We start from the raw sequence: 24,439 nt of genomic DNA on the forward strand, positions 1-24,439 counted from the left end.
GGCCCATGCGTTCACTTCGACTTCGTCCCCAAGTCTTCACAGGGAAACCAGACTTCACTACCGTCCCGGCCGAGCGGGCCAATGGATCAGCGGAGAACCATTGACCGTCGACTGGAGGTCGTTACGTGTCCCAGGAGATATCGCGCAGGCGGCTGATGGCGGTCGGCGGTGGCGCACTCGGCGCCGCCGCCGTCGGATCGTTCCTGCCGCCTTCGTTGCAGCAGGCACTGGCACAGGACCGGCACAAACCGGGCAGCGGCGGGCTCGACTCGATCGAGCACGTCGTCATCCTCATGCAGGAGAACAGGTCCTTCGACCACTACTTCGGCGCCCTGCGCGGCGTACGCGGCTTCGGCGACCGCAACGCCATCCGGCTCCCGGGCGGCAGTTCCGTCTTCGAGCAGCCGGGCGTACTGCGCACCGTCATGCCCTTCCCCGTCCGCGAGGCAGCCGCGGCGCAGAAGAAGGACCTGCAGTACATCGGCGCCCTCGACCACTCCTGGAGCGGCGGCGCCAAGGCCTGGCACGACGGCTGGATGGACGGCTGGATCACCGCCAAGACCGCCGCCACGATGGCGTATTACACGCGCGCCGACATCCCCCTGCACTACGAACTCGCCGACACCTTCACCATCTGCGACGCCTACCACTCCTCCATCCACACCTCCACGAGCCCCAACCGCAACCACCTGTGGAGCGGCAAGACGGGCTACGAGGCCAACGGCAAGCGGGCCGTCGAGAACGACGCGTACGCCGAGGGCACCCACCCCGGGTACGGCTGGGGGACGTACCCCGAGCGCCTGGAGAAGGCGGGCGTGAGCTGGCAGACGTACACGGAGTGGGAGAACTTCACCGACAACCAGATCGAGTTCTTCACCACCTTCAAGGCCATCGCCCGCAAGGTCCTCGCCACGACCGGCCTGACCTACATGGAGGCCTTCTACGCCAAGGTCCGCGACGCCAAGGACGAAGCCGAGCGCGCGAAGCTGCTCGCCACCCTGGAGGAGGGTGTCGCCACCCTCACCAAGGCGGAGAAGTCCCTTTTCGAGCGCGCCCTGCGCCGCGTGCCCACCGGCAAGCTCGCGGAGGAGTTCGCCAAGGACGTCGCGGGCGGCAAGCTGGCCAAGGTCAGCTATCTGGTGCCGTCCGCCCTGGACTCCGAGCACCCCAGCGTCTCCTCGCCGGTCCACAGCGCCACCATCGTCTACAAGGTCCTGGACGCCCTCGCCTCGCACCCCGAGGTCTGGCGGCGCACCGCCGTCTTCATCAACTACGACGAGAACGACGGCTTCTTCGACCACGTCCCGCCGCCCGTGCCGGGCACCGACTCCGCCCACGACAAGGAAGAGCGCTGGGAGGGCAAGCCCACCGGCCTCGGCGCGCGCGTGCCCATGCTCGTCGTCTCGCCCTGGACCGTCGGCGGCTACGTCACCTCCGAAGTCTTCGACCACACCTCCGTCGTGCGCTTCCTGGAGAAGTGGACCGGCGTGAAGGAACCCAACATCAGCGCCTGGCGCCGCAAGGTCACCGGCGACCTCACCGGCGCCTTCGACTTCAAGCGAGGCCACCGGCAGCCCGAGGTCGAAAAGCCCGGTGCCATACCGGCGTTCAGTGGCCGCTGGTCCCCGCAGCCGCCCCTGGAGCAGTCCATGCCGGTCCAGGAGCCCGGCACCCGCCGCGCCCGCCCGCTGCCCTACCAGCCCGACGCGTACCTGAAGCCGGGCAAGGGCGGCGCCCTCTCGGTGCGGCTGCGCAACGGAGGCCGCTCCAGCGCGCACTTCGCGCTCTATCCGTACGCCGGTGAGTTCGCGGTCCCGCAGCACCAGGACGTCGTGCGCGAGGGCTCCTGGACGCTCCCGGCCGCCAAGGAGGCGTACGCCTTCACGATCACGGGTCCAGGCGGCTTCCGGCGCGAGTTCGCGGGCGCCAGGGACGGCAGCGCGCAGCTCGCCTCCGCGATCACCCGCCGCGAGATCCACGTGACACTGGCCAATCGCGGACGGAGGGAGCTCGTCTTCACGGTCAAGCCGATCGGGTACGTGGACGCCGACGACGTCAGGAAGCGTACGAGGGTCGTCCGCGTGAAGGCGGGCAGCAGCCGCACGGTCGCCTGGCACACGGACGACGAGCACGGCTGGTACGACGTTCAGGTGACGGCGGCGGGGGAGCCTGCTTTCCGTCGTCGCCTGATGGGGCACATAGAGAACGGACGCGCGAGCGTATCGGGCTGACGCACCGGTTCAGAGGGGGTGCGAGGTCCCGGTGGGGCCTCGCACAGCCTTTGTGCCCTTGTGAGGAAGCCCACGAACCGGACCAACGATCTCCAGCTCCTGCCAAAGTACCTCTGGCGCTTATGTCATCGCTTCAGCGTTCTTTGCGGGCCGTACAGGTCATTCAAGACTGTTCCCGATAAAGATCCACGAACCACATCAGGGAGCCGGTCTGTGGCAGCACTCGCACGGTGGTGTGTGACCCACCGTCTCCTGGTGATTCTGCTCTGGCTGGCCGCCCTCGGCGGCGCCGCTAGCGCCGCGGCCCTCACCGGATCCGCGTACTCGAACGACTACGAAGTGCCCGGCACCGAGTCCGGCCGCGCGACCCAGCTCCTGAACGAGGGCTTCGAAGGACTCGGCGGCGACAGCGACACCGTCGTCTGGCGGACCGAAGCGGGCACGACGGTGCGCGCCGCCGACGTCGAGCAGACGATGACCGGCGCCCTCGACAGAATCGAGGCGATGCCCGCGGTCGCCTCCGTCAGCAGTCCCTACGGGGAGCGCGGGTCCGCCCAGATCAGCGACGACGCCCGCATCGCGTACGCGACCGTCACCTTCCACGAGCAGGCCGACGCCATCGACAAGGCGGACGCACAGGCCCTCGTGGACACCGCGAAGGCCGCCGATTCGGACAGCCTGGACGTCGAGCTCGGCGGCAGCGCCGTCGGCCTCACCGAGTCCAAGAGCGCGCAGACCGCCGAGATCGTCGGGGTCGCCGTCGCCGCCGTCGTGCTCTTCCTCGCCTTCGGCTCGCTCGCCGCCTCCGCACTGCCCATCGCCACGGCCCTCGTGTCGGTCGGCACGGCGTACGCGGGCATCGTGCTCCTCGGTCACGTCATGACCGTGGCGGACTTCGCGCCGATGCTGGGCACCCTGATCGGGCTCGGCGTCGGCATCGACTACGCCCTGTTCATCGTGACCAGACACCGCAAGGGCCTCAAGCAGGGCCTGCCGGTGACCGTCGCCGCGGAACGCGCGGTCGCCACCACCGGACGCGCGGTCGTCTTCGCCGGCGCCACCGTGTGCATCGCCCTGCTCGGCATGCTTGTCCTGCGGCTCAACTTCCTGGGCGGCGTCGCGATCGCGGGCTCGCTGACCGTGCTCCTGACGGTCGCCGCCTCGGTGACGCTGCTGCCCGCCCTCCTGTCCTGGATCGGACCGCGCGCGCTCAGCCGCCGCGAACGGCGCGGCCTCGCCGAGCACGGGCCCGCCCCCGAGGTGCCCACCGGTCTGGCCGCCCGCTGGTCCGCCTTCGTCGAGCGGCACCCCAAGCTGCTCGGCGGTGTCGCCGTCGCCGTGATGGCGCTCCTTGCCCTGCCCACGTTCTCCCTGCACCTGGGCACGTCCGACCAGGGCAACAACCCGGCGTCGTCCACCACACGCCAGGCCTACGACCTGCTTGCGGACGGCTTCGGGCCCGGCGTGAACGGACCGCTCACCCTCGTCACGGACGTCGAAGGCGCGGGCGACCGGCTCGCCCTCGCCAACCTGGGGCCCGCGCTCGAAGCGACCAAGGGCGTGGCCTCCGTCGGCCCCGTCACGTACGACGCCGACGGCACCGCCGCCTACGTCACCGTCGTACCGGACTCGTCCCCCCAGTCCCAGCGGACCAGCGAACTCGTCGACCGGCTGCGCGACGACGTGCTCCCCAGGGCCGAGGCCGACACCTCCCTGGACCTCCAGGTCGGCGGAGTCACCGCGAGCTACGACGACTTCGCGGAGATCATCGTCGGCAAACTGCCGCTCTTCGTGGGCGTGGTCATCGGCCTCGGCTGCGTCCTGCTCCTTCTCGCCTTCCGGTCCATCGGCATCCCGCTGAAGGCCGCCGCGATGAACGTGGCGGCGGTGGCATCCGCCTTCGGGGTCGTCGTCGCGATCTTCCAGTGGGGCTGGGGGAGCGAGCTGCTCGGCCTCGGTTCGGCCGGACCGATCGAGCCCTTCCTGCCCGTGATCATGGTGTCCGTCCTCTTCGGGCTCTCCATGGACTACCAGGTCTTCCTGGTCAGCCGGATGTACGAGGAGTGGCTGGAGACCGGCGACAACCGGCGGGCCGTCCGCGTCGGCCTCGCCGAGACGAGCCGCGTGATCAACTCCGCGGCCGTGATCATGATTTCGGTCTTCCTCGCCTTCGTCCTGAGCGGCGACCGGGTCATCGCGATGTTCGGCATCGGCCTCGCGGCGGCGGTCGCGCTCGACGCGTTCGTCCTGCGTACGTTGCTGGTGCCCGCCCTGATGCACATGCTGGGCGGCGCCAACTGGTGGCTGCCGCGCCGCGTCGACCGCTGGCTGCCGCGCATCAGCATCGAGCCGCCGGAATGTCGTTCGAATCCCGCCGTCGTGGGTGCGAGGATCCCCGTGATGCAGGACGGAACACACGACGGACCCAAGGAGCGGGATGTTCGCGATATCGCTGGGCGAGGGCGCTGAGCTGAGGCCCATCGAGCCGTGGCAGGCGCAGGAGTTCCTCACGCACGTCGACCGGGCGCGGGAGTACGCGGGCCCGTGGGTGCCCCTGACCGCGCTGACGACGGACCTCGAATCGGCCCGGGAGAGGCTCCAGTCGTTCGCCGACCGGCAGGCGGCGGACACCGGGCGGCTGTACGGCATCTGGCTGGACGGCACGCTCGTCGGCGGAGTGCTCTTCCGGATCTTCGACACGGCCAACGAGAGCTGCGAGGTCGGCGTCTGGCTCGAACCCTCGGCCGCCGGGCGCGGACTGATCACCAAGGCGAGCCGGGTCGTCATCGACTGGGCGGTCGACACGCGCGGCATGCACCGCGTGGAATGGCTGGCCTCCTCGGCGAACGACCGCAGTATCGCGGTGGCCGAGCGGCTCGGAATGACCAGGGACGGAGTGCTGCGGGAGAGCTTCGTCTGGCAGGGCGTGCGGCACGACATGGAGGTGTGGTCGGTGCTCGCGCCCCAGTGGCGAAAGACGCGGGACGCGGACCGCGCGGAGGGCTCGGCGGCTCGTTAAGAAAGCTCTCAGACTCCGTCCGTACGGTGCGGAGCATGGGAACTAAGACACAGGACGAGATCGCGGCCGAGGCGGCCGCAAAGCCCGCCGAGCCGGAGGCCGCGGACACCAAGGACGCGACCAAGGCCGACGTGACCAAGGCGGACGCCGTCAAGGTCGACAAGACCGCGACGACCGATGACGCCGCCGAGGTCGATGACGTCGACGACGACGCCGACATCGATGACCTCGTCGTGGTCGAAGAGGTCGCTCCGGCCAGGTCCGCCGGCGTCTTCCAGGGCGCCGCGGCCGTCGTCTCCGCCGCTCTCGGTGTGATCGGCCTGTCCGGCGGCTGGCTCGGCACGGTCGCCGCGGCACGCTCGAACATCGTCGGGCAGCTCGAGACCAAGCAGTCGGCGAGCGTCGCCGACCAGATCCAGGCCCTGTACGGCGACTCCTGGCAGGTCACGGCGCTGATCGCCGGAGCCTTCGCGGTCGCCGCGCTGGTCGTCGGGATCGTCGTCCTGGTGCGGCCCGCGTTCGGCTCGCCCGACCAGGTGCAGGCCCCGTGGATCAAGTCGGTGGCCTGGGCGGGTGTCGCCCTGGGCGTCATCGGCCTGCTGCTCGCCATCGCCAAGTACTCGGACCTGATCTACGGACTGCCGTCGACGAGCTGATGGCAGCGGAGCGGTGCCTCAGGGCGCCTTAGGACGCGCAGAGCGTCCTAAGGCGCCCTCTCGCTCTCCTAAGGCCCCCCACCCCCTCAAGATGCGGCACTCTCCCGATGTGCCGAACCCCCCTGGCAGACGAAAGTAAAGGCATCGCAGGACGCGGACCGCGAACTGCGAAACAGCCGGAAACCGAAGTCAGAAGCCAGGGAGTTCTCATGTTCGAGTACGAAATGCACCAGCTGCGCGCCGCCGACCTCACCCGCGAGGCCGACCACCGCCGCCTCCTGCGCGAGGCCCGTGCGGCCAAGGCGGCCCGCGCCGAGCGCCGCTCGCCCCGCCACGACACCGAGGGGCGGGTGAGTACGACCCTGCGGAAGGTCCGCTTCACACGGGCCGCGTGATGATCGCGGGGACACCCTCAGGAGCGTCCGCCGCGGCGGCCTCCGGAGCCCCTGCCGGACCGCGCAAGATATCCGCTGCCACGACGCCCGCACCCTGTGCGATGCTCACCGCTGTGGAGACCAGGTCCGTAAGCCCCGTGTTCGTCGGCCGCGCCGATGAGCTGGGCGTTCTGAACGACGCGCTCGCCCGTGCCAAGGGGACGACCCCCGGCACGGGCGAGCCGCAGGCATTGCTGCTCGGCGGTGAGGCGGGCGTCGGCAAGACCCGCCTCATCGAGGAGTTCACCGCGGCGGCCCGTGCCGAAGGCGCCGTCGTCGCGCTCGGCGGCTGCGTCGAGATCGGCGCGGACGGCCTCCCCTTCGCCCCCTTCTCCAGCGCCCTGCGCTCCCTGCGCCGCCAGCTCCCGGCCGAGGTGGACGCCGCTGCCGCCGACCAGGAGGGCGAGCTCGCCCGGCTCCTGCCCGAACTGGGCGAGGCCCCGCAGCGCCGCCGGGGCACCGACGCCCAGCACGACGAAGAAGGCATGGCACGCCTCTTCGAGCTGACGGCCCGCCTCCTGGAGCGGCTCGCCACCGACCGCCCGGTGGTCATCGCCCTGGAGGACCTGCACTGGGCCGACGCCTCGACCAGGCACCTCCTCGCCTACCTCTTCCGCACGCTGCGCAGCGGCAGCCTCGTCGTCATCGCCACCTACCGCGCCGACGACATCCACCGCCGCCACCCGCTGCGCCCGCTCCTGGCCGAACTGGACCGGCTGCGCACGGTGCGGCGCATCGAGCTCGCCCGCTTCAGCAAGGTCGAGGTCGCCCGGCAGATGGCGGGCATCCTCAGCGCCGAGCCCGCGCAGACCCTGGTGGACGACATCTTCGACCGCTCGGACGGCAACGCCTTCTTCGTCGAGGAACTCGCCGTCGCCACGCACGGCGGCAGCTGCGCGAGCCTCACCGACTCCCTGCGCGATCTCCTTCTCGTACGCGTCGAGGAACTGCCCGAGGACACCCAGCGGGTGGCCAGGATCGTCGCCGAGGGCGGCTCGACCGTCGAGTACCCGCTGCTCGCCGCGGTCGCCGGGCTCGCGGAGGACGACCTGATCGAGGCGCTGCGGGCCGCCGTCGGCGCCAACATCCTGCTGCCGTCGCCCGACGGCGACGGCTACCGCTTCCGGCACTCCCTGGTGCGCGAGGCCGTCGGCGACGATCTGCTGCCCGGTGAGCGCTCCCGGATCAGCCGCCGATTCGCCACCGCCCTCGAAGCCGACCCCTCACTCGTCGCAGCCGACCAGCGCGCCACCCGCCTCGCCAGCTACTGGTACCACGCGCACGACGCGGCGAAGGCCCTGCCCGCCGTCCTGTGGGCCTCCGTCGAAGCCCGCCGCCGCTACGCCTACTCCGAGCAACTGCGCCTCCTCGAACGCGCGATGGAGCTGTGGGACGACGCTCCCGAGGACATCCGCCTCGGGCTGCGCCCCGTCGACCACGCCGAGGTCTATCCGCCCTGCGGCTGCGACCCCGAGACCACCCCCCTGCGCTACCTCGACCTCATGGCGGAGGCCGCCGTCGCCGGACGCCTCTGCGGGGAACGGGAACGCGCCCTGAAGATCACCAAGCGCGCCCTGCGGCTCCTGGAGGACGAGCAGGACCCCGTGCGCGCCGCCTGGTTCTGGATCCAGCGCTCCCGGCTCACCTCGACGCTCGGCCGCGGCGACGGCTGGGCGGAGATCGCCACCGCGCAGGAACTGGTCCGCGGCCTCCCGCCGTCCGAGGTGCACGCCGAGGTGCTCACCAACGTCGCCTCCTGGGGCATGCTGCACAACCCGGGCGAGGAAACCCTGGCGGCGGCCCAACGGGCCGTCGAGTACGCCCGGATGGTCAAGGCCGAGGAGACCGAACTCAACGCGCGGCTCATCCTCGGCGGCCTCCTGGTCGACGCGGGCGACGTCGAGCAGGGGTTCGCGGAGATGTACGCGGTCAGGGACCGGTGCGTCGCGCCGCCCGGCCTGGTCTCCCGCATCCCGCACATCCACGTCAATCTGCCGTCCGTCCTGGAAGGCGTGGGCCGCTCCCTGGAATCCCTGGAGGTCGGCGACCAGGGCCTCGCGCTCTGCCGGAAGTACGGCCTCACGGACACCGAGAGCTGGGTCCAGGTCAACAAGGCGGAGACCCTCGACTCGCTCGGCCGCTGGGACGAGGCGGTCGCCGCGTCGGAGGCGGCCCGCCGCGGCGCGCTCAGCGTCAAACCGCGGGGCGGCGCGGCCCTGCGGCTCGCCTGCATAGCCGTCGGCCGCGGCGACATCACCGAAGCCGCCGCCCAACTGGCCCTGGCCCGCGGCCACTACGGCGCGCACCACGCCCTCATGCCGCAGTACTCCCTCCCCATGGTCACCGCCGCCCTCGGCATCGCGGCGGGCGACCCCGACCGCGCGGCCGGTGTCGCCGCGGCGCGCGCCGAACTCGAACAGGCCCTGGCCAAGGGCTTCCCGCCCGGCACCCAGCGCTACACCTGGCCCCTGCTGCTCGCCGCCGCCACCTCGGAGGCCGATACGCGCGGCCTGCCCGCCGCCGAGCCGGGGCGGACCGAAGCCATCGACACCATTCGGCGGGCCGCCAGGAATCTCCCCTCGCCCGTGCCGGTCTGGGCCGCCCACGAGCAGTGGGTACGCGCCGAACTCCTGCGCGCCGAGGACCGCGACACCCCCGCCGACTGGTCCGCCACGGTCACCGCGTTCGAACCCCTCGACCGCCCCTACGACCTCGCCCGCACCCGCCTGCGCCTGGCCGAGTCCCTCCTCGCCTCCGCGACCTCCGCCGGGGCGAGCACCGAGGCGGACCGCGAGCGAGCCGCCGTACTGCTGCGCCAGGCCCGCGAGGTCGCCGAGCGCCTGGGGGCCCGGCCGCTCGCCGAGTCCGTCTCGGGGCTCGCCCAGCGGGCCCGCCTCACCCTGAACGGCCACGATCACGGCCACGGAACCGCTGTCGGCCACCTCACCCCGGTCGACCCCGCCGAGGCGCTCGGCCTGACCAGCCGGGAGCGGGACGTGCTCCGCCGCGTCGCTGCCGGCCTCAGCAACCGCCAGATCGCCGAGGAGCTCTTCATCTCCCCGAAGACGGCGAGCGTCCACGTCTCCAACATCCTCGCCAAGCTGGGCGTCGCGGGCCGTGGCGAGGCTGCGGCCCTGGCCCACCGCCTGCGCCTGTTCCCCGCGGAACGGGCACAATCCGCTGGCTGACCTGCGCTTTCCCGGCCCCGATGGGTTCCGGGGCGGCTCGCTTACGCTGGTAGGAGGAACCCGGCCGCCAGGAGGCGCAGTGTTCAACCCGATCGAGCTTTTCCAGCCCGGCCGCAAGCACACGGACGACGAGCAGAAGCGGCTGGAGCTGAGCCGGACCGACGTGGCCGACGGTGACCCGGGCCGCGGCCCGATAGACCTGACCTCCGGCAAGGTGGTGGTGAGGGTGCCGCAGCAGGCGGATCCGGATCCAGGGCCGGACTCCGCGGTGGACGCTGCTACCGACGCCGAGGCTGAGCCGGACCCCGAGCCCGAGCCCGACCCCTCGCCCTCGCTCGAGAAGTAGCCCTCTGGCCCTACTTCACCGTCACCTCCAGGATCTTGTCGTCCCCCTTCTCCGGGGTGCCCCGGGAATCCGTCTCGTTCGTCACCAGCCACAGCTTGTCGCCGCCCGCCGCGACCACCGTGCGCAAGCGGCCGTGCTCGCCCTCCAGGAAAGACTGGGGCTCCACGGTGCCCTCCACGCCGCGGACCGGAATGCGCCACAGCCGCTCACCGCGCAGGCCCGCCATCCAGACCGAGCCCTCCGCATAGGCGATACCGCTGGGAGAGGCCTCAGAGGTCTTCCACTGGGCCACCGGGTCGTGGAAGCCGTCCTCGTCGCCCTTGCCCTCCACCTCCGGCCAGCCGTAGTTGTCGCCGGCCTTGATCTCGTTCAGTTCGTCCCAGGTGTCCTGGCCGAACTCCGCCGCCCAGAGCCGCTTCTCCTCGTCCCAGGCAAGGCCCTGCACATTGCGGTGGCCGAGCGAATAGACGGGGGAGTCGTCGAAGGGGTTGCCGGGGGCCGGGTCGCCGTCCGCGGTCAGCCGCAGGATCTTGCCGCCGAGCGACTTCTTGTCCTGGGCCAGGCCCGTGTCGCCCGTCTCGCCCGTGCCCGCGTACAGCATCTTGTCCGGGCCGAAGGCGATCCGGCCGCCGTTGTGGACGACGCCCTTGGGGATGCCCTTGAAGACCGTGTCGGGCGCGCCGAGCTGCTGGCCGGAGGGCTTCTTCTCGTCGTACAGCAACCGGGCGATGCGGTTGTCCGACTCGGTGGTGAAGTACGCGTAGATCATGTGGTCCGACGCGTACGAAGGAGAGAGCGCCAAGCCCATCAGGCCGCCCTCGCCCGCGGGGGAGACGCCGGGGACCGAGCCGAGGTCGGTCTTCTTGCCCGTCTCCCCGTCGACACGGGTGATGGTCCCCTCGTCGCGGGAGGACACCAGCAGATCCCCGCCGGGGAGCGGAGCCAGGCCCCACGGTGACTTCAGGTTCTCGGTGAGTGTCTTGGTGACCGTCGCCGACCCCTTTTCGGGCGGGGCGGCGCCGGCGCGCGGCTTTCCCGTCGACGTCCTGTCCGACGCGGGGCTCGACTCGGCGCTCTTTCCGTTGTCCGGCGCGTCTGAGCCCCCGGACGAACAACCGGCCGTGAGCACCAGGGCAGCGGCAGCCAATGCGGCTGTGACAGCAGGTCGTTGCACGATCAGGTTCCCTTCGACGCAGCGCTTCTACTGTTCATACACCGCTCGGTCCCCACAGGTTCCCAACCCGGCTCCGCCGACCCGCGGACGTCAGTCCCACGAGCCCATCGCCGAAGGCAGCGCCGCGATCTCCGCCAGGTCCGCACCGCTGAGCCGCAGCGCCGCCGCCCCGGCGTTCTGCACCGCCCAGCGCTCCCGCTTGGCCCCCGGGATCGGCACCACGTCGCGGCCCTGCGCGAGCACCCACGCCAGCGCCACCTGCGCCGCGGTCGCCCCGTGCCGCTCGGCCACCCGGCGCAGGCCCACCACGAGCGGCTGGTTGGCGGCCATCATCTCGGCGGTGAAGCGGGGATGCCGGGCCCGCACGTCGTCCGGCTCGAAGCCCTGCCCCGGCGTCAGCGTCCCGGTGAGGAAACCGTTCCCCAGCGGCATCGCCGCCAGAAAGCCCACCCCACGCGCCGCGCACCACGGCAGCAGCGTCTCCAGCGCCTCGCGCGACCACACCGAGAGCTCGGCCTCCACCGCGCCGACCGGGAAGACCTGCTGGACCCGCTCGAGCTGCCGGATCGTTCCCTCGTGCAGCCCCCTGCCCTCGCGCCGCGAGGCACGCGCCCCCACCGCGCACAGCCCGAGGGCCCGCACCTTCCCCGCGGCGACGAGCTCGGCCATCGCGCCCCAGGTCTCCTCCACGGGCACCTCGGGATCGGGGCGGTGCAGTTGGTACAGGTCGATCGTCTCGGTCTGCAGCCGCCGCAGCGACGCGTCGCAGGCCCGCTTCACATAGCCGGGGCGGCCGTTGGCGACGATGTGCTGCTCGCCCACCAAGAGCCCGCACTTCGTGGACACGAAGGCCTCGGCCCGCCGCTCCTTGAGCGCCCGCCCCACGAGGAGCTCATTGGTGAACGGCCCGTACATGTCCGCCGTGTCCAGCAGGGTCGAGCCCCGGTCGAGCGCGGCGTGCACGGTGCGCAGCGAATCCTCGCCCCGCTGCCGCGAGCCGGTGTACGCCCAGCTCATCGGCATGCAGCCGAGCCCGACCGCACCCACCTCGAGCGCTGTCGCGCCGATCGTCCTGCGGTCCACCTGGCCGTGCCCTCCCACCTCATGTCCGAGCGGCCCCCAACGTAACGCCTGCCTCCCCCCACGTGGCGTGCGGCCTGCGCGCATTAGCCTCCTGACCATGACGACCGATGTGTGGCTCCCCTTTGCCGCGGACGAGATCGAAGGCCTGCCCGGAGCGGCCGACGCCGGGATCAACTACCGCTTCTGGGACGGCGGCCCGGACTTCCCCGCTGACCCGGCCGACTGCGCGTTCTACGTGGTGCCCTACCTGAAGGGGCCGGAGATCGCCGTACGGCCGCTGCCCGAGATGACATCCGTACGCGCCGTGCAGACACTCTCCGCGGGCGTCGACCAGATGCGGTCCGGGCTCAAGTCCCTCTCGCCCGGCGTGCAGTTGTGCAACGCCAAGGGGGTGCACGAGGCCAGCACCGCCGAGCTGACGCTCGCCCTGATCCTGGCCTCCTTGCGCGGCATCCCCCGGTTCGTCGAAGGGCAGCGGCAGGAGGACTGGCGCTCCGGGTTCTATCCGGCGCTCGCCGACAAGTCCGTCCTGATCGTGGGCTACGGATCGATCGGTTCCGCCATCGAGGACCGGCTCGCCCCCTTCGAGTGCGCGCGGGTGGCGCGCGTCGCGCGCTCTGCGCGTGCCACGGAGCGCGGCCCCGTGCACCCGCTCACCGAACTGCCCGCACTGCTGCCCGATTTTGACGTGGTCATCCTCTCCACGCCCCTCACCGACACCTCCCGTGGCCTGGTGAGCGCCGACTTCCTGGCCCGCATGAAGGACGGCGCCCTGCTGGTGAATGTCGCCCGCGGCCCCGTCGTCGACACCAAGGCACTCCTGGCCGAACTGGAGAGCGGCCGGATCACCGCCGCCCTGGACGTGACCGATCCGGAACCGCTGCCCGCGGGTCATCCCCTGTGGCAGGCTCCTGGAGTGCTCATCAGCCCGCACGTGGGCGGATCGACGTCCGCCTTCCTGCCCCGGGCCAAGCGCCTGCTCGCCGCGCAACTGACCCGATTCGTCGCCGGGGACCCCCTCGGCAACGTCGTCCTGACGACCCCGTAGCGCATCAAGCGGCAGTCGCCCAGGGCTCGTTCGAGCACGCTCCGCACTCGCGTGTGTGCGGCCAGTGTCCGTCACCCTCCCGGCCGTTACGCAGAGTAGAGAGACTATGTCCCTGAGTGACGAGACTGGTGTATCGTCCCGACAGGGGCTGCGCCGTGGAACGTTCGGCGCCGGGGACGAGACATCAGACGCGAGGGGGGCGACGGGCGATGTACGGCCAATGGGCGAACGATCCGACGCGACGAGGCCGCCGGCGGCGACTCTCTCGCGCACCGGCTCGCAGTCGGCGCGACGGTCACGCACCCGAAGTACCGGGGTCGATCAGTCACGGGAGGCGGACGGACACGGGAGCGGCACGGACCAGGGCGGCCCGGTGAGCACCCGTCCGTCTACCGCCACCGCCCTGGACGGCGGCGGAGGTCTGACGGCGTCGATGCCGACCGGAACACCACTGACCCGGCGCCCCGTCTCCGGCGGCGGCGCGGGCCTGGCCTCGCAGATCGCGCTCCTCGTGGTCTGCGGCGGCTATGCCACCGGGTCCGCCCTCGGCTGGGGTTCGACCCGCGCCGCCCTGATCATGGGTGACTTCGGCCTGAGCATCGCGGCGGCGACCGCCGCGGTCTCCTGTTTCCGCTACTCACGAACCCGCCGAAGCCGCTTTCGACCCGCGTGGCTGCTGTTCGCACTCTCCTCCGCGATGGCGGCCCTGGGCAACGGCGTATGGGGCTGGTACGAGGTCGTTCTCGAGCAGCCGGTGCCGAGTCCGGGCCTCGCCGACCTGTTCTTCCTCTGCTTCGCGCCACCCGCCATCATCGGTCTGCTCGTGCTGGCCAAGCGCCCGGTGACCAAGGCCGGCTGGGTCTGCCTCTCGCTCGACGCCTGGCTCATCGGCGGCTCGCTGCTCACGCTCTCCTGGAGCCTGGCGCTCGCGCACACGGCGCAGTTCGAGGGCCAGAGCGTCGCGCACGCAGCGCTCTCGCTCGCCTATCCGCTGCTCGACATCGCGTTGGTCAGCATGGTCCTCGCGCTGCACTTCAGACGGTCCTCCGCCAACCGCACCGCGGTGAACACGGCGATCGGCGCCCTCGCGCTCACCGTCATGTGCGACGCGATGTTCACCTCGCCCCTGCTGCACGCCAGTTACCGCTCCGGGCAGATGCTGGACGCGGGCTGGTTCGCGGGGTCGCTGCTCCTCGCGTACGCACCCTGGGCGGCCCCCTGGCAGAAGCAGGCGGACGACGCGCAGCACGCACGCGTGGAGCAAGAGGACGCCCCCAAGGGCGCGCGGGCCGCCGCCACCCGCCCGATCGCCGGATCGCTGGCCGCGCTCACGCCGTATCTGGCCGCCGCCGTCTGCACGTTGGGGATTCTCTACAACGTGCTCAGTGGCCGCAGCGTCGACGAGGTGGTGCTCTTCACCGCGGGCACGGTCGTGCTCGCCCTGGTCGTGCGCCAGGGCATCATGCTCCTGGACAACATCACGCTCACCCAGGAACTGGCCCAGAAGGAGAACCACTTCCGCTCCCTGGTCCAGGGTTCGAGCGACGTCATCATGATCGCCGCTCCGAACGGCATACTCCACTACGTCAGCCCGGCCGCCTCCGGGGTCTACGGCCGAGACGCCGAAGAGCTCATGGGCTCCGAACTCGCCTCGCTCATGCACCCCGAGGACCTGGGGCGGGTGGTCCACGAAGTCCGCCGGTTCCTCACCGCCAACCCCGTCGAAGAGCCCACGACCCGCATCGAGTGCCGCTTCAAATCCGGCCGCGGCGACTGGCTGAACGTGGAGTCCACGGTCAACCGCCACCAGGGCGGCCTCATCTTCAACTGCCGGGACGTCACCGAACGGGTCCGCCTCCAGGCGCAGTTGCAGCACAACGCCGAACACGACCCGCTCACCGACCTGCCCAACCGCGCCCTGTTCACCCGCCGGGTCGGCCAGGCGCTCACCGGCCGCAGAGTCACCGACCGGGGCACGGCCGTGCTCTTCATCGACCTGGACGGCTTCAAGGCGGTCAACGACACCATCGGCCATCAAGCAGGGGACGAGCTCCTGATCCAGGCGGCCCGCCGCCTTCAGGAGGCCGTCAGGTCCGGGGACTGCGCGGCCCGGCTTGGCGGCGACGAATTCGCCGCGCTCATCGTGGGCGACGGCACCCGCGACCAGGCCGCACGCGAGCAGCACATCTACGAACTCGCCGACCGTCTCAGAATCACCCTCTCCCAGCCCTACGCGATCGACGGCAACGACGTGCGCGTGGCGGCTTCCATCGGCGTGGCCTTCGCCGAACCAGGCATCGGAGCGGGAGAGCTGCTGCGCAACGCGGACCTGGCGATGTACCGGGCCAAAGCCGCGGGCAAGGGCCGCGTCGAGCTGTACGCCCCCCAGATGCAGGCCGACGTCGTCCGCAAGGCGGAGCTGGCCACGCGGCTGCGCACCGCCCTGCACGAAGGCGAGTTCGCGCTGCTGCACCAGCCGGTGGTCTCCCTGGACGACGGCCGGGTCACGTCCGTCGCCGCCCAGGCGCGCTGGCGCTCGGCGCAGGGCATCCTCTTCACGCCCGCCGAGTTCCTGCGCGTGGCCGACAGCTCGGACGCCCAGGAGAGCGCCCGCACCGCCGAGCTGGGCCGCTGGATGCTGGAGGAAGCCGTCCAGCAGGCCGCTGAGCGCGGTCGCACGGGCCATGCGACGCCCGTCGCCGTCCGTATCAGCGCGCGCCGCCTCCTGGACCGCTCCATGCCGCTGGGCTCCATCGAGGCGCTCCTGACCCGGCACGGGCTGCCCTCCGGGGCGCTCATCATCGAGCTGGCCGACAGCGACCCCCGGGTCCCGCTGGACGACCTGGAGCGCCGGCTGACCTCCCTGCGCAGGCTCGGCGTCCGTATCGCCCTGGACGGCTTCGGGAGCGGCTATGCCGCCATCACCGCACTGCGGCGGCTCCCCGTCGACGTACTGAAACTGGACCGCAGTCTCGTCGAGGGCGTCGTGGAGTCCGCGCGCCTGCACAAGATCACGGCCGGTCTGCTGCGCATCGCCACCGATCTGGGGCTGCGCTCCGTGGCCGACGGCGTCGATCTCCCGGAGCAGGTCATCGCCCTGCGCGCGATGGGCTGCACGCACGGACAGGGCATGGCGTTCTCCGGGCCGCTCGACGAGTACCGCCTGCGCCGTGCGCTGTCGCTCGGGCAGTATCCGGTGCCGCACGGGCCGGTGGAGCCGGTCTTCGTGGGCGCCCCTTCGCTGGCGTTCGGGGGAGGTGTCGAGGCCTTCGTCCGCTCACATAATGAGACCCCCGTCCCACCTACTTGACAGGCACAGTGCGCCGGGGAGAGGGTCAATGCCATGCGCACCCGAATTCTCGTACTTGGAAAGCGCGTCGGCTGAAGCTGGGAGTCACCGGTCCGAACACCGGAAATCCCCGTACCCGCTCCGACGCGCTCCCCTCGCTTGCCTCACGGCACGAGGGGTTTTTTGTTGCACCGGCACCTGCCAAATCCCCGCAAACACCCCGCAAAAACCCTCAGCTTCGAGAAGAGAATGCCGATGACCGAGCAGGCCACCGGGGCCCACCATCCGCAGCCGCGGCCCCGATCCTCAGGACAGCAGTCCGCACCCGTCGAGCACGTCACGGGTGCGAAGTCCCTCATTCGTTCTCTCGAGGAAGTCGGGGCCGACACGGTATTCGGCATCCCCGGCGGCGCCATCCTTCCCGCGTACGACCCGATGATGGACTCCACCCGCGTCCGTCACGTCCTGGTCCGTCACGAGCAGGGCGCAGGACACGCCGCCACCGGATACGCGCAGGCCACCGGCAAGGTCGGGGTGTGCATGGCGACGAGCGGCCCCGGTGCCACCAACCTCGTCACGCCGATCGCCGACGCCCACATGGACTCCGTCCCGCTGGTCGCGATCACCGGCCAGGTGGCCTCCAAGGCCATCGGTACCGACGCCTTCCAGGAGGCGGACATCGTCGGCATCACGATGCCGATCACCAAGCACAACTTCCTGGTCACCAAGGCGGAGGACATCCCGGCGACGATCGCGGAGGCCTTCCACATCGCCTCCACCGGCCGCCCCGGACCGGTCCTCGTCGACATCGCCAAGGACGCCCTGCAGGCGCAGACCACCTTCCAGTGGCCGCCCACCCAGGACCTGCCCGGCTACCGCCCGGTGACCAAGCCGCACGCCAAGCAGATCCGCGAGGCCGCGAAGCTGATCACCGGCGCCAAGCGGCCCGTCCTCTACGTCGGCGGCGGCGTCATCAAGGCCCACGCCACCGCCGAGCTGAAGGTCCTCGCAGAACTCACCGGAGCGCCCGTCACCACCACACTGATGGCGCTCGGCGCATTCCCCGACAGTCACGAGCTGCACGTGGGAATGCCGGGCATGCACGGAGCGGTCACCGCCGTCACCGCGCTGCAGAAGGCCGACCTGATCGTCGCCCTCGGAGCCCGCTTCGACGACCGCGTCACCGGCAAGCTGGACAGCTTCGCGCCCTTCGCGAAGATCGTCCACGCCGACATCGACCCGGCCGAGATCGGCAAGAACCGCGCCGCCGACGTGCCGATCGTCGGTGACGCCCGCGAGGTCATCGCCGACCTGATCCAGGCCGTGCAGGCCGAGCACACCGCCGGGGCCAAGGGCGACTACTCCGCCTGGTGGGCCGACCTCAGCCGCTGGCGCGACACCTACCCCCTCGGCTACACCCAGCCCGAGGACGGTTCGCTCTCCCCGCAGCACGTCATCGAGCGCGTCGGGCAGCTCGCCCCCGATGACACGATCTTCGCCGCGGGCGTCGGCCAGCACCAGATGTGGGCCGCCCACTTCATCCAGTACGAGAAGCCCGCCACCTGGCTCAACTCCGGCGGCGCCGGAACGATGGGGTACGCGGTCCCGGCCGCGATGGGCGCCAAGGCCGGACAGCCCGACCGCACGGTCTGGGCGATCGACGGCGACGGCTGCTTCCAGATGACCAATCAGGAACTCACCACCTGCGCCCTGAACAACATCCCGATCAAGGTCGCCATCATCAACAACGGCGCCCTCGGCATGGTCCGCCAGTGGCAGACGCTGTTCTACAACCAGCGCTACTCCAACACCGTCCTGCACAGCGGCCCCGAGGACATCGGCCCCAACAAGGGCACCCGCGTCCCGGACTTCGTGAAGCTGTCGGAGGCCATGGGCTGCGTGGCGCTGCGCTGTGAGCGCCCCGAGGACCTCGACAAGGTCATCGCCGAGGCCAACGCCATCAACGACCGCCCCGTCGTGGTCGACTTCATCGTCCACGAGGACGCCCAGGTCTGGCCGATGGTCGCCGCCGGCACCTCGAACGACGAGGTCATGGCCGCCCGCGGGGTCCGCCCCGACTTCGGCGACAACGAAGACGACTGAGACCGAGAGCGAAAGAGAGACCACGAGTCATGTCCACCAAGCACACGCTCTCCGTCCTGGTCGAGAACAAGCCCGGTGTCCTCGCACGGATCACCGCCCTGTTCTCCCGCCGCGGCTTCAACATCGACTCCCTGGCCGTGGGCGTCACCGAGCACCCCGACATCTCACGCATCACCATCGTCGTGAACGTCGAGGAACTGCCGCTCGAACAGGTCACCAAGCAGCTCAACAAGCTCGTGAACGTCCTGAAGATCGTCGAGCTCGAGCCGGCCGGCGCCGTGGCGCGCGAACTGGTCCTGGCCAAGGTCCGCGCCGACAACGAGACCCGCTCGCAGATCGTCGAGATCGTCCAGCTGTTCCGCGCCAAGACCGTGGACGTCTCGCCCGAGGCGGTCACCATCGAGGCCACCGGCTCCAGCGACAAGCTGGAGGCGATGCTCAAGATGCTGGAACCCTTCGGCATCAAGGAGCTCGTCCAGTCCGGCACGATCGCCATCGGCCGCGGCTCCCGCTCCATCACGGACCGCAGCCTGCGGGCGCTCGACCGCTCGGCGTGAAGCAGCCCGGACCGGCCTGATCCGGCCGCCGGGCCCGCCCGCATACCGAGACCGTAAAACTTCCCTCACCCGCCCGCCGTACGGTGGGTCGCAACACCAGCACACATAGGAGATTTCCAGTGGCCGAGCTGTTCTACGACGACGACGCCGACCTGTCCATCATCCAGGGCCGCAAGGTCGCGGTCATCGGATACGGCAGCCAGGGCCACGCCCACGCGCTGTCGCTCCGTGACTCGGGTGTCGACGTCCGTGTCGGTCTGCACGAGGGCTCCAAGTCCAAGGCCAAGGCCGAGGAGCAGGGCCTGCGCGTGGTGACGCCCGCCGAGGCCACCGCCGAGGCCGACGTCATCATGATCCTGGTCCCGGACCCCATCCAGGCCCAGGTCTACGAGGAGTCCATCAAGGACAACCTCAAGGACGGCGACGCGCTGTTCTTCGGCCACGGCCTGAACATCCGCTTCGGCTTCATCAAGGCCCCCGAGGGCGTCGACGTCTGCATGGTCGCCCCCAAGGGCCCGGGCCACCTCGTCCGCCGTCAGTACGAGGAAGGCCGCGGCGTCCCGTGCATCGCGGCCGTCGAGCAGGACGCGACCGGCAACGGCTTCGCGCTGGCCCTCTCGTACGCCAAGGGCATCGGCGGCACGCGTGCGGGCGTCATCAAGACGACCTTCACCGAGGAGACCGAGACCGACCTCTTCGGCGAGCAGGCCGTGCTCTGCGGTGGCACCGCGGCGCTGGTCAAGGCGGGCTTCGAGACGCTGACCGAGGCCGGCTACCAGCCGGAGATCGCGTACTTCGAGTGCCTCCACGAGCTGAAGCTCATCGTCGACCTCATGTACGAGGGCGGCCTGGAGAAGATGCGCTGGTCGGTCTCCGAGACCGCCGAGTGGGGCGACTACGTCACCGGCCCGCGGATCATCACGGACGCCACCAAGGCCGAGATGAAGAAGGTCCTGACCGAGATCCAGGACGGCACCTTCGCCAAGCAGTGGATGGACGAGTACCACGGCGGTCTGAAGAAGTACAACGAGTACAAGACCCAGGACGAGAACAGCCTCCTGGCGACCACCGGCAAGGAGCTGCGCAAGCTCATGTCGTGGGTGAACGACGAGGCGTAAGCCTTGCGGCAACGGGGCCGGGACCGCAGTCCCGGCCCCGTTGTCCACCTCGTCCAGCCACGGACGGGTGATCCTTCCACCGAGGCGTAAGACACCCGTCGGTACGCCACTACACTGCTGTCAACATTCGCGTCAGGCCCACAGCGTCGTGCGTCTTCCACGCGGCTAGCACCCTCCACCGCATGCGGCCGTCGGGACGGCCGTCCGCATTGGACTTGTGAGGACTCACGTGAGCACTGCTGCCAACGGCAAACCGGTCGTACTCATCGCTGAAGAGCTGTCGCCCGCCACTGTCGACGCCTTGGGCCCGGACTTCGAGATCCGTCAGTGCAACGGCGCGGACCGCGCCGAACTGCTGCCCGCCATCGCCGACGTCGACGCGATTCTGGTCCGCTCCGCGACCAAGGTCGACGCCGAGGCCATCGCGGCCGCCAAGAAGCTGAAGGTCGTCGCCCGCGCGGGCGTCGGTCTGGACAACGTGGACGTGTCCGCCGCCACCAAGGCCGGCGTCATGGTGGTGAACGCACCCACCTCGAACATCGTCACCGCAGCCGAGCTCGCCTGTGGCCTGCTCATCGCCACCGCGCGCAACATCCCCCAGGGCAGCCAGGCCCTGAAGGCCGGCGAGTGGAAGCGCTCCAAGTACACGGGCGTCGAGCTCGCCGAGAAGACCCTCGGTGTCGTCGGCCTCGGCCGCATCGGCGCCCTGGTCGCCCAGCGCATGAGCGCCTTCGGCATGAAGGTCGTCGCGTACGACCCCTACGTACAGCCCGCGCGTGCCGCGCAGATGGGCGTCAAGGTCCTCACGCTCGACGAGCTGCTCGAGGTCTCGGACTTCATCACCGTGCACCTGCCCAAGACCCCCGAGACGGTCGGTCTGATCGGCGACGACGCGCTGCACAAGGTCAAGCCCGCCGTCCGCATCGTGAACGCCGCGCGCGGCGGGATCGTCGACGAGGAGGCGCTGTACTCGGCGCTGAAGGAAGGCCGCGTCGCCGGCGCCGGTCTGGACGTGTACGCGAAGGAGCCCTGCACGGACTCCCCGCTCTTCCAGTTCGACCAGGTCGTCTGCACGCCGCACCTCGGTGCCTCGACGGACGAGGCGCAGGAGAAGGCGGGTGTCTCCGTCGCCAAGTCGGTGCGCCTGGCCCTCGCCGGTGAGCTCGTCCCGGACGCCGTGAACGTCCAGGGCGGCGTCATCGCCGAGGACGTGCGCCCCGGTCTGCCGCTCGCCGAGAAGCTCGGCCGGATCTTCACCGCGCTGGCGGGCGAGGTCGCGGCCCGGCTCGACGTCGAGGTGTACGGCGAGATCACCCAGCACGACGTGAAGGTGCTCGAACTCTCCGCGCTCAAGGGCGTGTTCGAGGACGTCGTCGACGAGACCGTGAGCTACGTGAACGCGCCGCTCTTCGCCCAGGAGCGTGGCGTCGAGGTCCGCCTCACCACGAGCTCGGAGTCCCCGGACCACCGCAACGTGGTCACGGTGCGCGGCACGCTGACCGGCGGCGAGGAGATCTCGGTCTCCGGCACGCTGGCCGGTCCCAAGCACCTCCAGAAGATCGTCGCCATCGGCGAGTACGACGTGGACCTCGCCCTCGCCGAGCACATGGTCGTCCTGCGGTACGCGGACCGCCCCGGTGTCGTCGGCACGGTCGGCCGCGTCCTCGGCGAGTCGGGCATCAACATCGGTGGCATGCAGGTCGCCCGCGCGGACGTGGGCGGCGAGGCGCTCGCCGTGCTCACCGTCGACGACTCGGTGCCGCAGTCGGTGCTCAACGAGCTGGCCGAGGAGATCGGTGCGGAGTCCGCGCGTGCGGTGAACCTCACGGACTAGGGCTCCAGAGCCTCGGGCGCCGATCACCGGCTTCGCCGAGTTCGTCCTCAAACGCCGGACGGGCTGGAATTCTCCAGCCCGTCCGGCGTTTGTCTTGCGGCATTAAGCGAGTGCCTTCGCGGGCTCTGGCTCTGTGGGGGCCTCTGCCGGAGTGATCCGGCGCAGCGTCACCGCAGCCACCGCCGCCGCGAGCAGCAGCACCGCCGCCCCCGTGAACGCCGCGACGTGCATGCCGCTGGTGAACGCCTCGCGGGCCGCCTCGGTCAGTGCGGAGGCAGCCTTGTCCGGCAGGTGCTGGGCCACCGCGAGCGCGCCGCCGAGCGTCTCGTGGGCCTCGGCCGGGGCCGCGTCCGGGATCTCGCTCCGGTAGACCGCGTTGCCGATGGTGCCCAGGAGCGCCATGCCGAGCGCGCCGCCGAACTCCTGGCCCGTCTCCAGGAGCGAGGACGCGGAGCCCGCCTTCTCCGCCGGGGCCGAGCTCAGGGCCAGGTCGGTGAGCTGGGAACCGACGACCACGGCGCCGCAGGCCAGGAGCCCGGCGCCGGTGAGGACCGTCCACATCGAGTCCGTGCCGATCAGGGTCAGCAGGCCGTACCCGAACGCCGAGACGACGAAGCCGGTGGAGACGACGTAGGCGCGGTTCATCCCCCGCTGGACCAGGGCCGTGGCGACCGGTGCGGCGAAGCCGATGAGGACCGAGGGGAGCAGCGCCCACAGGGCGGCCTCCATGGCGCTCTTGCCGAGGACGGACTGCAGATACTGCGTGGTGAAGTAGGCCGAACCCATCATCGACAGCGAGGAGATGAGGTTCAGCAGGACGGCGGGGGCGAAGCCCCGGCCGCGGAACAGCGCGGGGGAGATCAGCGGGGACTCCGTGGTGCGCTGCCGGTGGACGAAGAGGGCGGCGAAGACGAGGCCGACGGCGAGCGAAGCGACGTACGCGGGCTCAAGACCCTCGGCGGCGATCTCCTTGACGCCGTAGACGACGGGCAGCACGGCGGCCATCGACAGCGGCACGCTCAGCAGGTCGAAGCGGCCCGGCTTCGGGTCCTTGAACTCGGGGATGAGGACCGGCGCGAGGACCAGGAGCAGCACCATCGCGGGCAGGTTGACCAGGAAGACCGAGCCCCACCAGAAGTGCTCGACGAGGATGCCGCTCATCACCGAACCGAGCGCGATACCGGCCACCATCACGCCCGACCAGATGCCGATCGCCTTCGCGCGCTGTCCGGCGTCGCGGAACATCGTGCGTACGAGGGCCATCGTGGACGGCATCAGGGTCGCGCCGCCGATGCCGAGGACCGCGCGGGCGGCGATGAGCAGCTCGGCGCTGTTGGCGTAGGCGGCGGTCAGGGAGGCCGCGCCGAAGGCCGCGGCGCCGAAGACGAGCAGCTTGCGGCGGCCGATGCGGTCGCCGAGCGAGCCCATCGTCATCAGCAGCCCGGCGAGCACGAACGCGTAGATGTCGAAGATCCACAGCTGCTGGGTGCCGCTCGGCTCCAGGTCGGCGCTGATCGCGGGGACCGCGAAGTAGAGGACGGAGACGTCCATCGAGACCAGGAGCAGCGGCAGCATCAGAACGGCGAGGGCGGTCCACTCCTTGCGGCCCGCGCGCTCCGGGACCGCCGAATTCGCTTGTTCGTGCGTCGAGTTCGTCATGCCGAGAACTGTACGAGCGTCTTAAACGGTTGTCTAGTACGGGTGTGTAAGACGCCGGTCTGGGACGTGTGTATGGATCGGGCGTAGGCTGGTCGGCATGGGACACCGTGAGGATCTGCTCGAAGGCGCCAAGCGCTGCCTGCTGGAGAAGGGATTCGTGCGCACGACGGCGCGCGACATCGTGAAGGAGTCCGGGACCAATCTCGCGTCCATCGGCTATCACTACGGTTCGAAGGACGCGCTGCTCGTCGAGGCGTACGTCGCGCTCATCGAGCCGATGGGCGACGGCTTCGAGGGCGCGGTCGGCGCGGCGCGTGCCGTGGAGGGCAACGGCCTGGAGCGGTTCCGGCAGAGGTGGGCCGACGTCATCCGTTCGATCCCCGAGTCACGGGCGATCTGGATGCTGAGCCTGGAGGTCGTCACGCAGGGGGAGCGGCTCGCGGGCATTCGCGAGCTGCTGGCCAAGGCGCAGGTGGAGGGGCGGCGCGGGCTCGCGGCGATGTTCACCGGGATCGCGGAGGGCGACTTGACCGACGACGTGGTGGAGAGCGAGGGGCGCTTCTACACGACGCTGCTCAACGGCCTGATGGTGCAGTGGCTGTTCGACGAGGAGTCGGCCACCGACGCCGAGCAGCTGACCGAGGGGCTGCGGCGGGTGATGGAGCGGGTGTCGGGGGAGTGAAACGCCGGTGGTGCGGGC

Annotated in this window: 17 protein-coding genes; 14 read left to right on the plus strand and 3 right to left on the minus strand. The window is 70.6% G+C overall.

The features are described 5' to 3' along the window. Positions 1 to 137: 137 nt before the first annotated feature. From ACFUPX_RS05920 to ACFUPX_RS05950, 7 genes are all read left to right on the plus strand, one after another. Entirely contained in the window at positions 138 to 2,231 is a 2,094-nt protein-coding gene (locus ACFUPX_RS05920) for a phosphocholine-specific phospholipase C (protein WP_383317004.1), read from the plus strand. A gap of 213 nt (positions 2,232 to 2,444) precedes the next feature. After that, positions 2,445 to 4,700, plus strand: a complete 2,256-nt coding sequence (locus tag ACFUPX_RS05925; protein WP_383316654.1) for an MMPL family transporter — start codon at positions 2,445 to 2,447, stop codon at positions 4,698 to 4,700. Next, positions 4,669 to 5,250, plus strand: a complete 582-nt coding sequence (locus tag ACFUPX_RS05930; RefSeq protein WP_383316657.1) for a GNAT family N-acetyltransferase — start codon at positions 4,669 to 4,671, stop codon at positions 5,248 to 5,250. The genes ACFUPX_RS05925 and ACFUPX_RS05930 overlap by 32 nt, the downstream gene beginning before the upstream one ends. Before the next feature lie 35 nt (positions 5,251 to 5,285). Further along, positions 5,286 to 5,906 carry a hypothetical protein gene (locus tag ACFUPX_RS05935; RefSeq protein ID WP_383316660.1) on the plus strand — a complete coding sequence of 207 codons (621 nt, stop codon included), beginning with the start codon at positions 5,286 to 5,288 and terminating at the stop codon, positions 5,904 to 5,906. A 209-nt stretch (positions 5,907 to 6,115) separates the two neighbouring features. Beyond that, a complete protein-coding gene (locus ACFUPX_RS05940) occupies positions 6,116 to 6,301 on the plus strand; it encodes a hypothetical protein (RefSeq protein ID WP_383316663.1) in 186 nt (61 codons plus the stop codon). Between the two features lie 101 nt (positions 6,302 to 6,402). Continuing rightward, positions 6,403 to 9,528, plus strand: coding sequence for an AAA family ATPase (locus tag ACFUPX_RS05945; protein WP_383316666.1), 3,126 nt, complete (start codon positions 6,403 to 6,405; stop codon positions 9,526 to 9,528). A gap of 79 nt (positions 9,529 to 9,607) precedes the next feature. After that, positions 9,608 to 9,874, plus strand: a complete 267-nt coding sequence (locus tag ACFUPX_RS05950) for a DUF6191 domain-containing protein (protein ID WP_383316668.1) — start codon at positions 9,608 to 9,610, stop codon at positions 9,872 to 9,874. A gap of 10 nt (positions 9,875 to 9,884) precedes the next feature. On the opposite strand, the gene ACFUPX_RS05955 is transcribed toward ACFUPX_RS05950, so the two are convergent. Both ACFUPX_RS05955 and ACFUPX_RS05960 read right to left on the minus strand, forming a co-directional pair. After that, positions 9,885 to 11,054 (minus strand): PQQ-dependent sugar dehydrogenase, encoded by a 1,170-nt coding sequence (locus ACFUPX_RS05955; protein ID WP_383317007.1) that lies wholly within the window; start codon positions 11,052 to 11,054, stop codon positions 9,885 to 9,887. Positions 11,055 to 11,138: 84 nt separating this feature from the next. Continuing rightward, positions 11,139 to 12,131 carry an aldo/keto reductase gene (locus tag ACFUPX_RS05960; protein WP_383316671.1) on the minus strand — a complete coding sequence of 331 codons (993 nt, stop codon included), beginning with the start codon at positions 12,129 to 12,131 and terminating at the stop codon, positions 11,139 to 11,141. A 97-nt stretch (positions 12,132 to 12,228) separates the two neighbouring features. On the opposite strand from ACFUPX_RS05960, the gene ACFUPX_RS05965 reads away from it, so the two are divergent. The 6 genes from ACFUPX_RS05965 to serA all read left to right on the plus strand — a co-directional run bounded on the left by ACFUPX_RS05965 (position 12,229) and on the right by serA (position 22,080). Next, entirely contained in the window at positions 12,229 to 13,179 is a 951-nt protein-coding gene (locus ACFUPX_RS05965; RefSeq protein ID WP_383316674.1) for a 2-hydroxyacid dehydrogenase, read from the plus strand. 433 nt (positions 13,180 to 13,612) lie between these two features. After that, on the plus strand, positions 13,613 to 16,489 hold the full coding sequence (locus ACFUPX_RS05970) for a putative bifunctional diguanylate cyclase/phosphodiesterase (RefSeq protein ID WP_383317010.1): 2,877 nt from the start codon (positions 13,613 to 13,615) through the stop codon (positions 16,487 to 16,489). Between the two features lie 234 nt (positions 16,490 to 16,723). Beyond that, positions 16,724 to 18,571: an acetolactate synthase large subunit gene (locus ACFUPX_RS05975; RefSeq protein WP_383316677.1), complete on the plus strand. Its 1,848-nt coding sequence runs from the start codon at positions 16,724 to 16,726 to the stop codon at positions 18,569 to 18,571. 29 nt (positions 18,572 to 18,600) lie between these two features. Then, positions 18,601 to 19,128, plus strand: a complete 528-nt coding sequence (gene ilvN / locus ACFUPX_RS05980; protein WP_383316680.1) for an acetolactate synthase small subunit — start codon at positions 18,601 to 18,603, stop codon at positions 19,126 to 19,128. A gap of 119 nt (positions 19,129 to 19,247) precedes the next feature. Then, positions 19,248 to 20,246, plus strand: coding sequence for a ketol-acid reductoisomerase (gene ilvC / locus ACFUPX_RS05985; protein ID WP_383316684.1), 999 nt, complete (start codon positions 19,248 to 19,250; stop codon positions 20,244 to 20,246). Between the two features lie 229 nt (positions 20,247 to 20,475). Continuing rightward, positions 20,476 to 22,080 (plus strand): phosphoglycerate dehydrogenase, encoded by a 1,605-nt coding sequence (gene serA / locus ACFUPX_RS05990; RefSeq protein WP_383316686.1) that lies wholly within the window; start codon positions 20,476 to 20,478, stop codon positions 22,078 to 22,080. A gap of 102 nt (positions 22,081 to 22,182) precedes the next feature. On the opposite strand, the gene ACFUPX_RS05995 is transcribed toward serA, so the two are convergent. Then, a complete protein-coding gene (locus ACFUPX_RS05995; protein ID WP_383316689.1) occupies positions 22,183 to 23,739 on the minus strand; it encodes an MFS transporter in 1,557 nt (518 codons plus the stop codon). 97 nt (positions 23,740 to 23,836) lie between these two features. On the opposite strand from ACFUPX_RS05995, the gene ACFUPX_RS06000 reads away from it, so the two are divergent. Beyond that, positions 23,837 to 24,421, plus strand: a complete 585-nt coding sequence (locus ACFUPX_RS06000; protein ID WP_383316692.1) for a TetR/AcrR family transcriptional regulator — start codon at positions 23,837 to 23,839, stop codon at positions 24,419 to 24,421. Positions 24,422 to 24,439 lie beyond the last annotated feature (18 nt).

It is taken from the genome of Streptomyces sp. NPDC057302, from assembly GCF_042667685.1.
Classification (GTDB): domain Bacteria; phylum Actinomycetota; class Actinomycetes; order Streptomycetales; family Streptomycetaceae; genus Streptomyces.

Coding starts and splice junctions, on each gene's coding strand:
- ACFUPX_RS05930 (WP_383316657.1), top strand. CDS start 4,669: ATGTTCGCGATATCGCTGGGCGAGGGCGCTGAGCTGAGGCCCATCGAG.
- ACFUPX_RS05935 (WP_383316660.1), top strand. CDS start 5,286: ATGGGAACTAAGACACAGGACGAGATCGCGGCCGAGGCGGCCGCAAAG.
- ACFUPX_RS05940 (WP_383316663.1), top strand. CDS start 6,116: ATGTTCGAGTACGAAATGCACCAGCTGCGCGCCGCCGACCTCACCCGC.
- ACFUPX_RS05945 (WP_383316666.1), top strand. CDS start 6,403: ATGCTCACCGCTGTGGAGACCAGGTCCGTAAGCCCCGTGTTCGTCGGC.
- ACFUPX_RS05965 (WP_383316674.1), top strand. CDS start 12,229: ATGACGACCGATGTGTGGCTCCCCTTTGCCGCGGACGAGATCGAAGGC.
- ACFUPX_RS05970 (WP_383317010.1), top strand. CDS start 13,613: ATGCCGACCGGAACACCACTGACCCGGCGCCCCGTCTCCGGCGGCGGC.
- ACFUPX_RS05975 (WP_383316677.1), top strand. CDS start 16,724: ATGACCGAGCAGGCCACCGGGGCCCACCATCCGCAGCCGCGGCCCCGA.
- ilvN (WP_383316680.1), top strand. CDS start 18,601: ATGTCCACCAAGCACACGCTCTCCGTCCTGGTCGAGAACAAGCCCGGT.
- ACFUPX_RS05995 (WP_383316689.1), bottom strand. CDS start 23,739: ATGACGAACTCGACGCACGAACAAGCGAATTCGGCGGTCCCGGAGCGC.
- ACFUPX_RS06000 (WP_383316692.1), top strand. CDS start 23,837: ATGGGACACCGTGAGGATCTGCTCGAAGGCGCCAAGCGCTGCCTGCTG.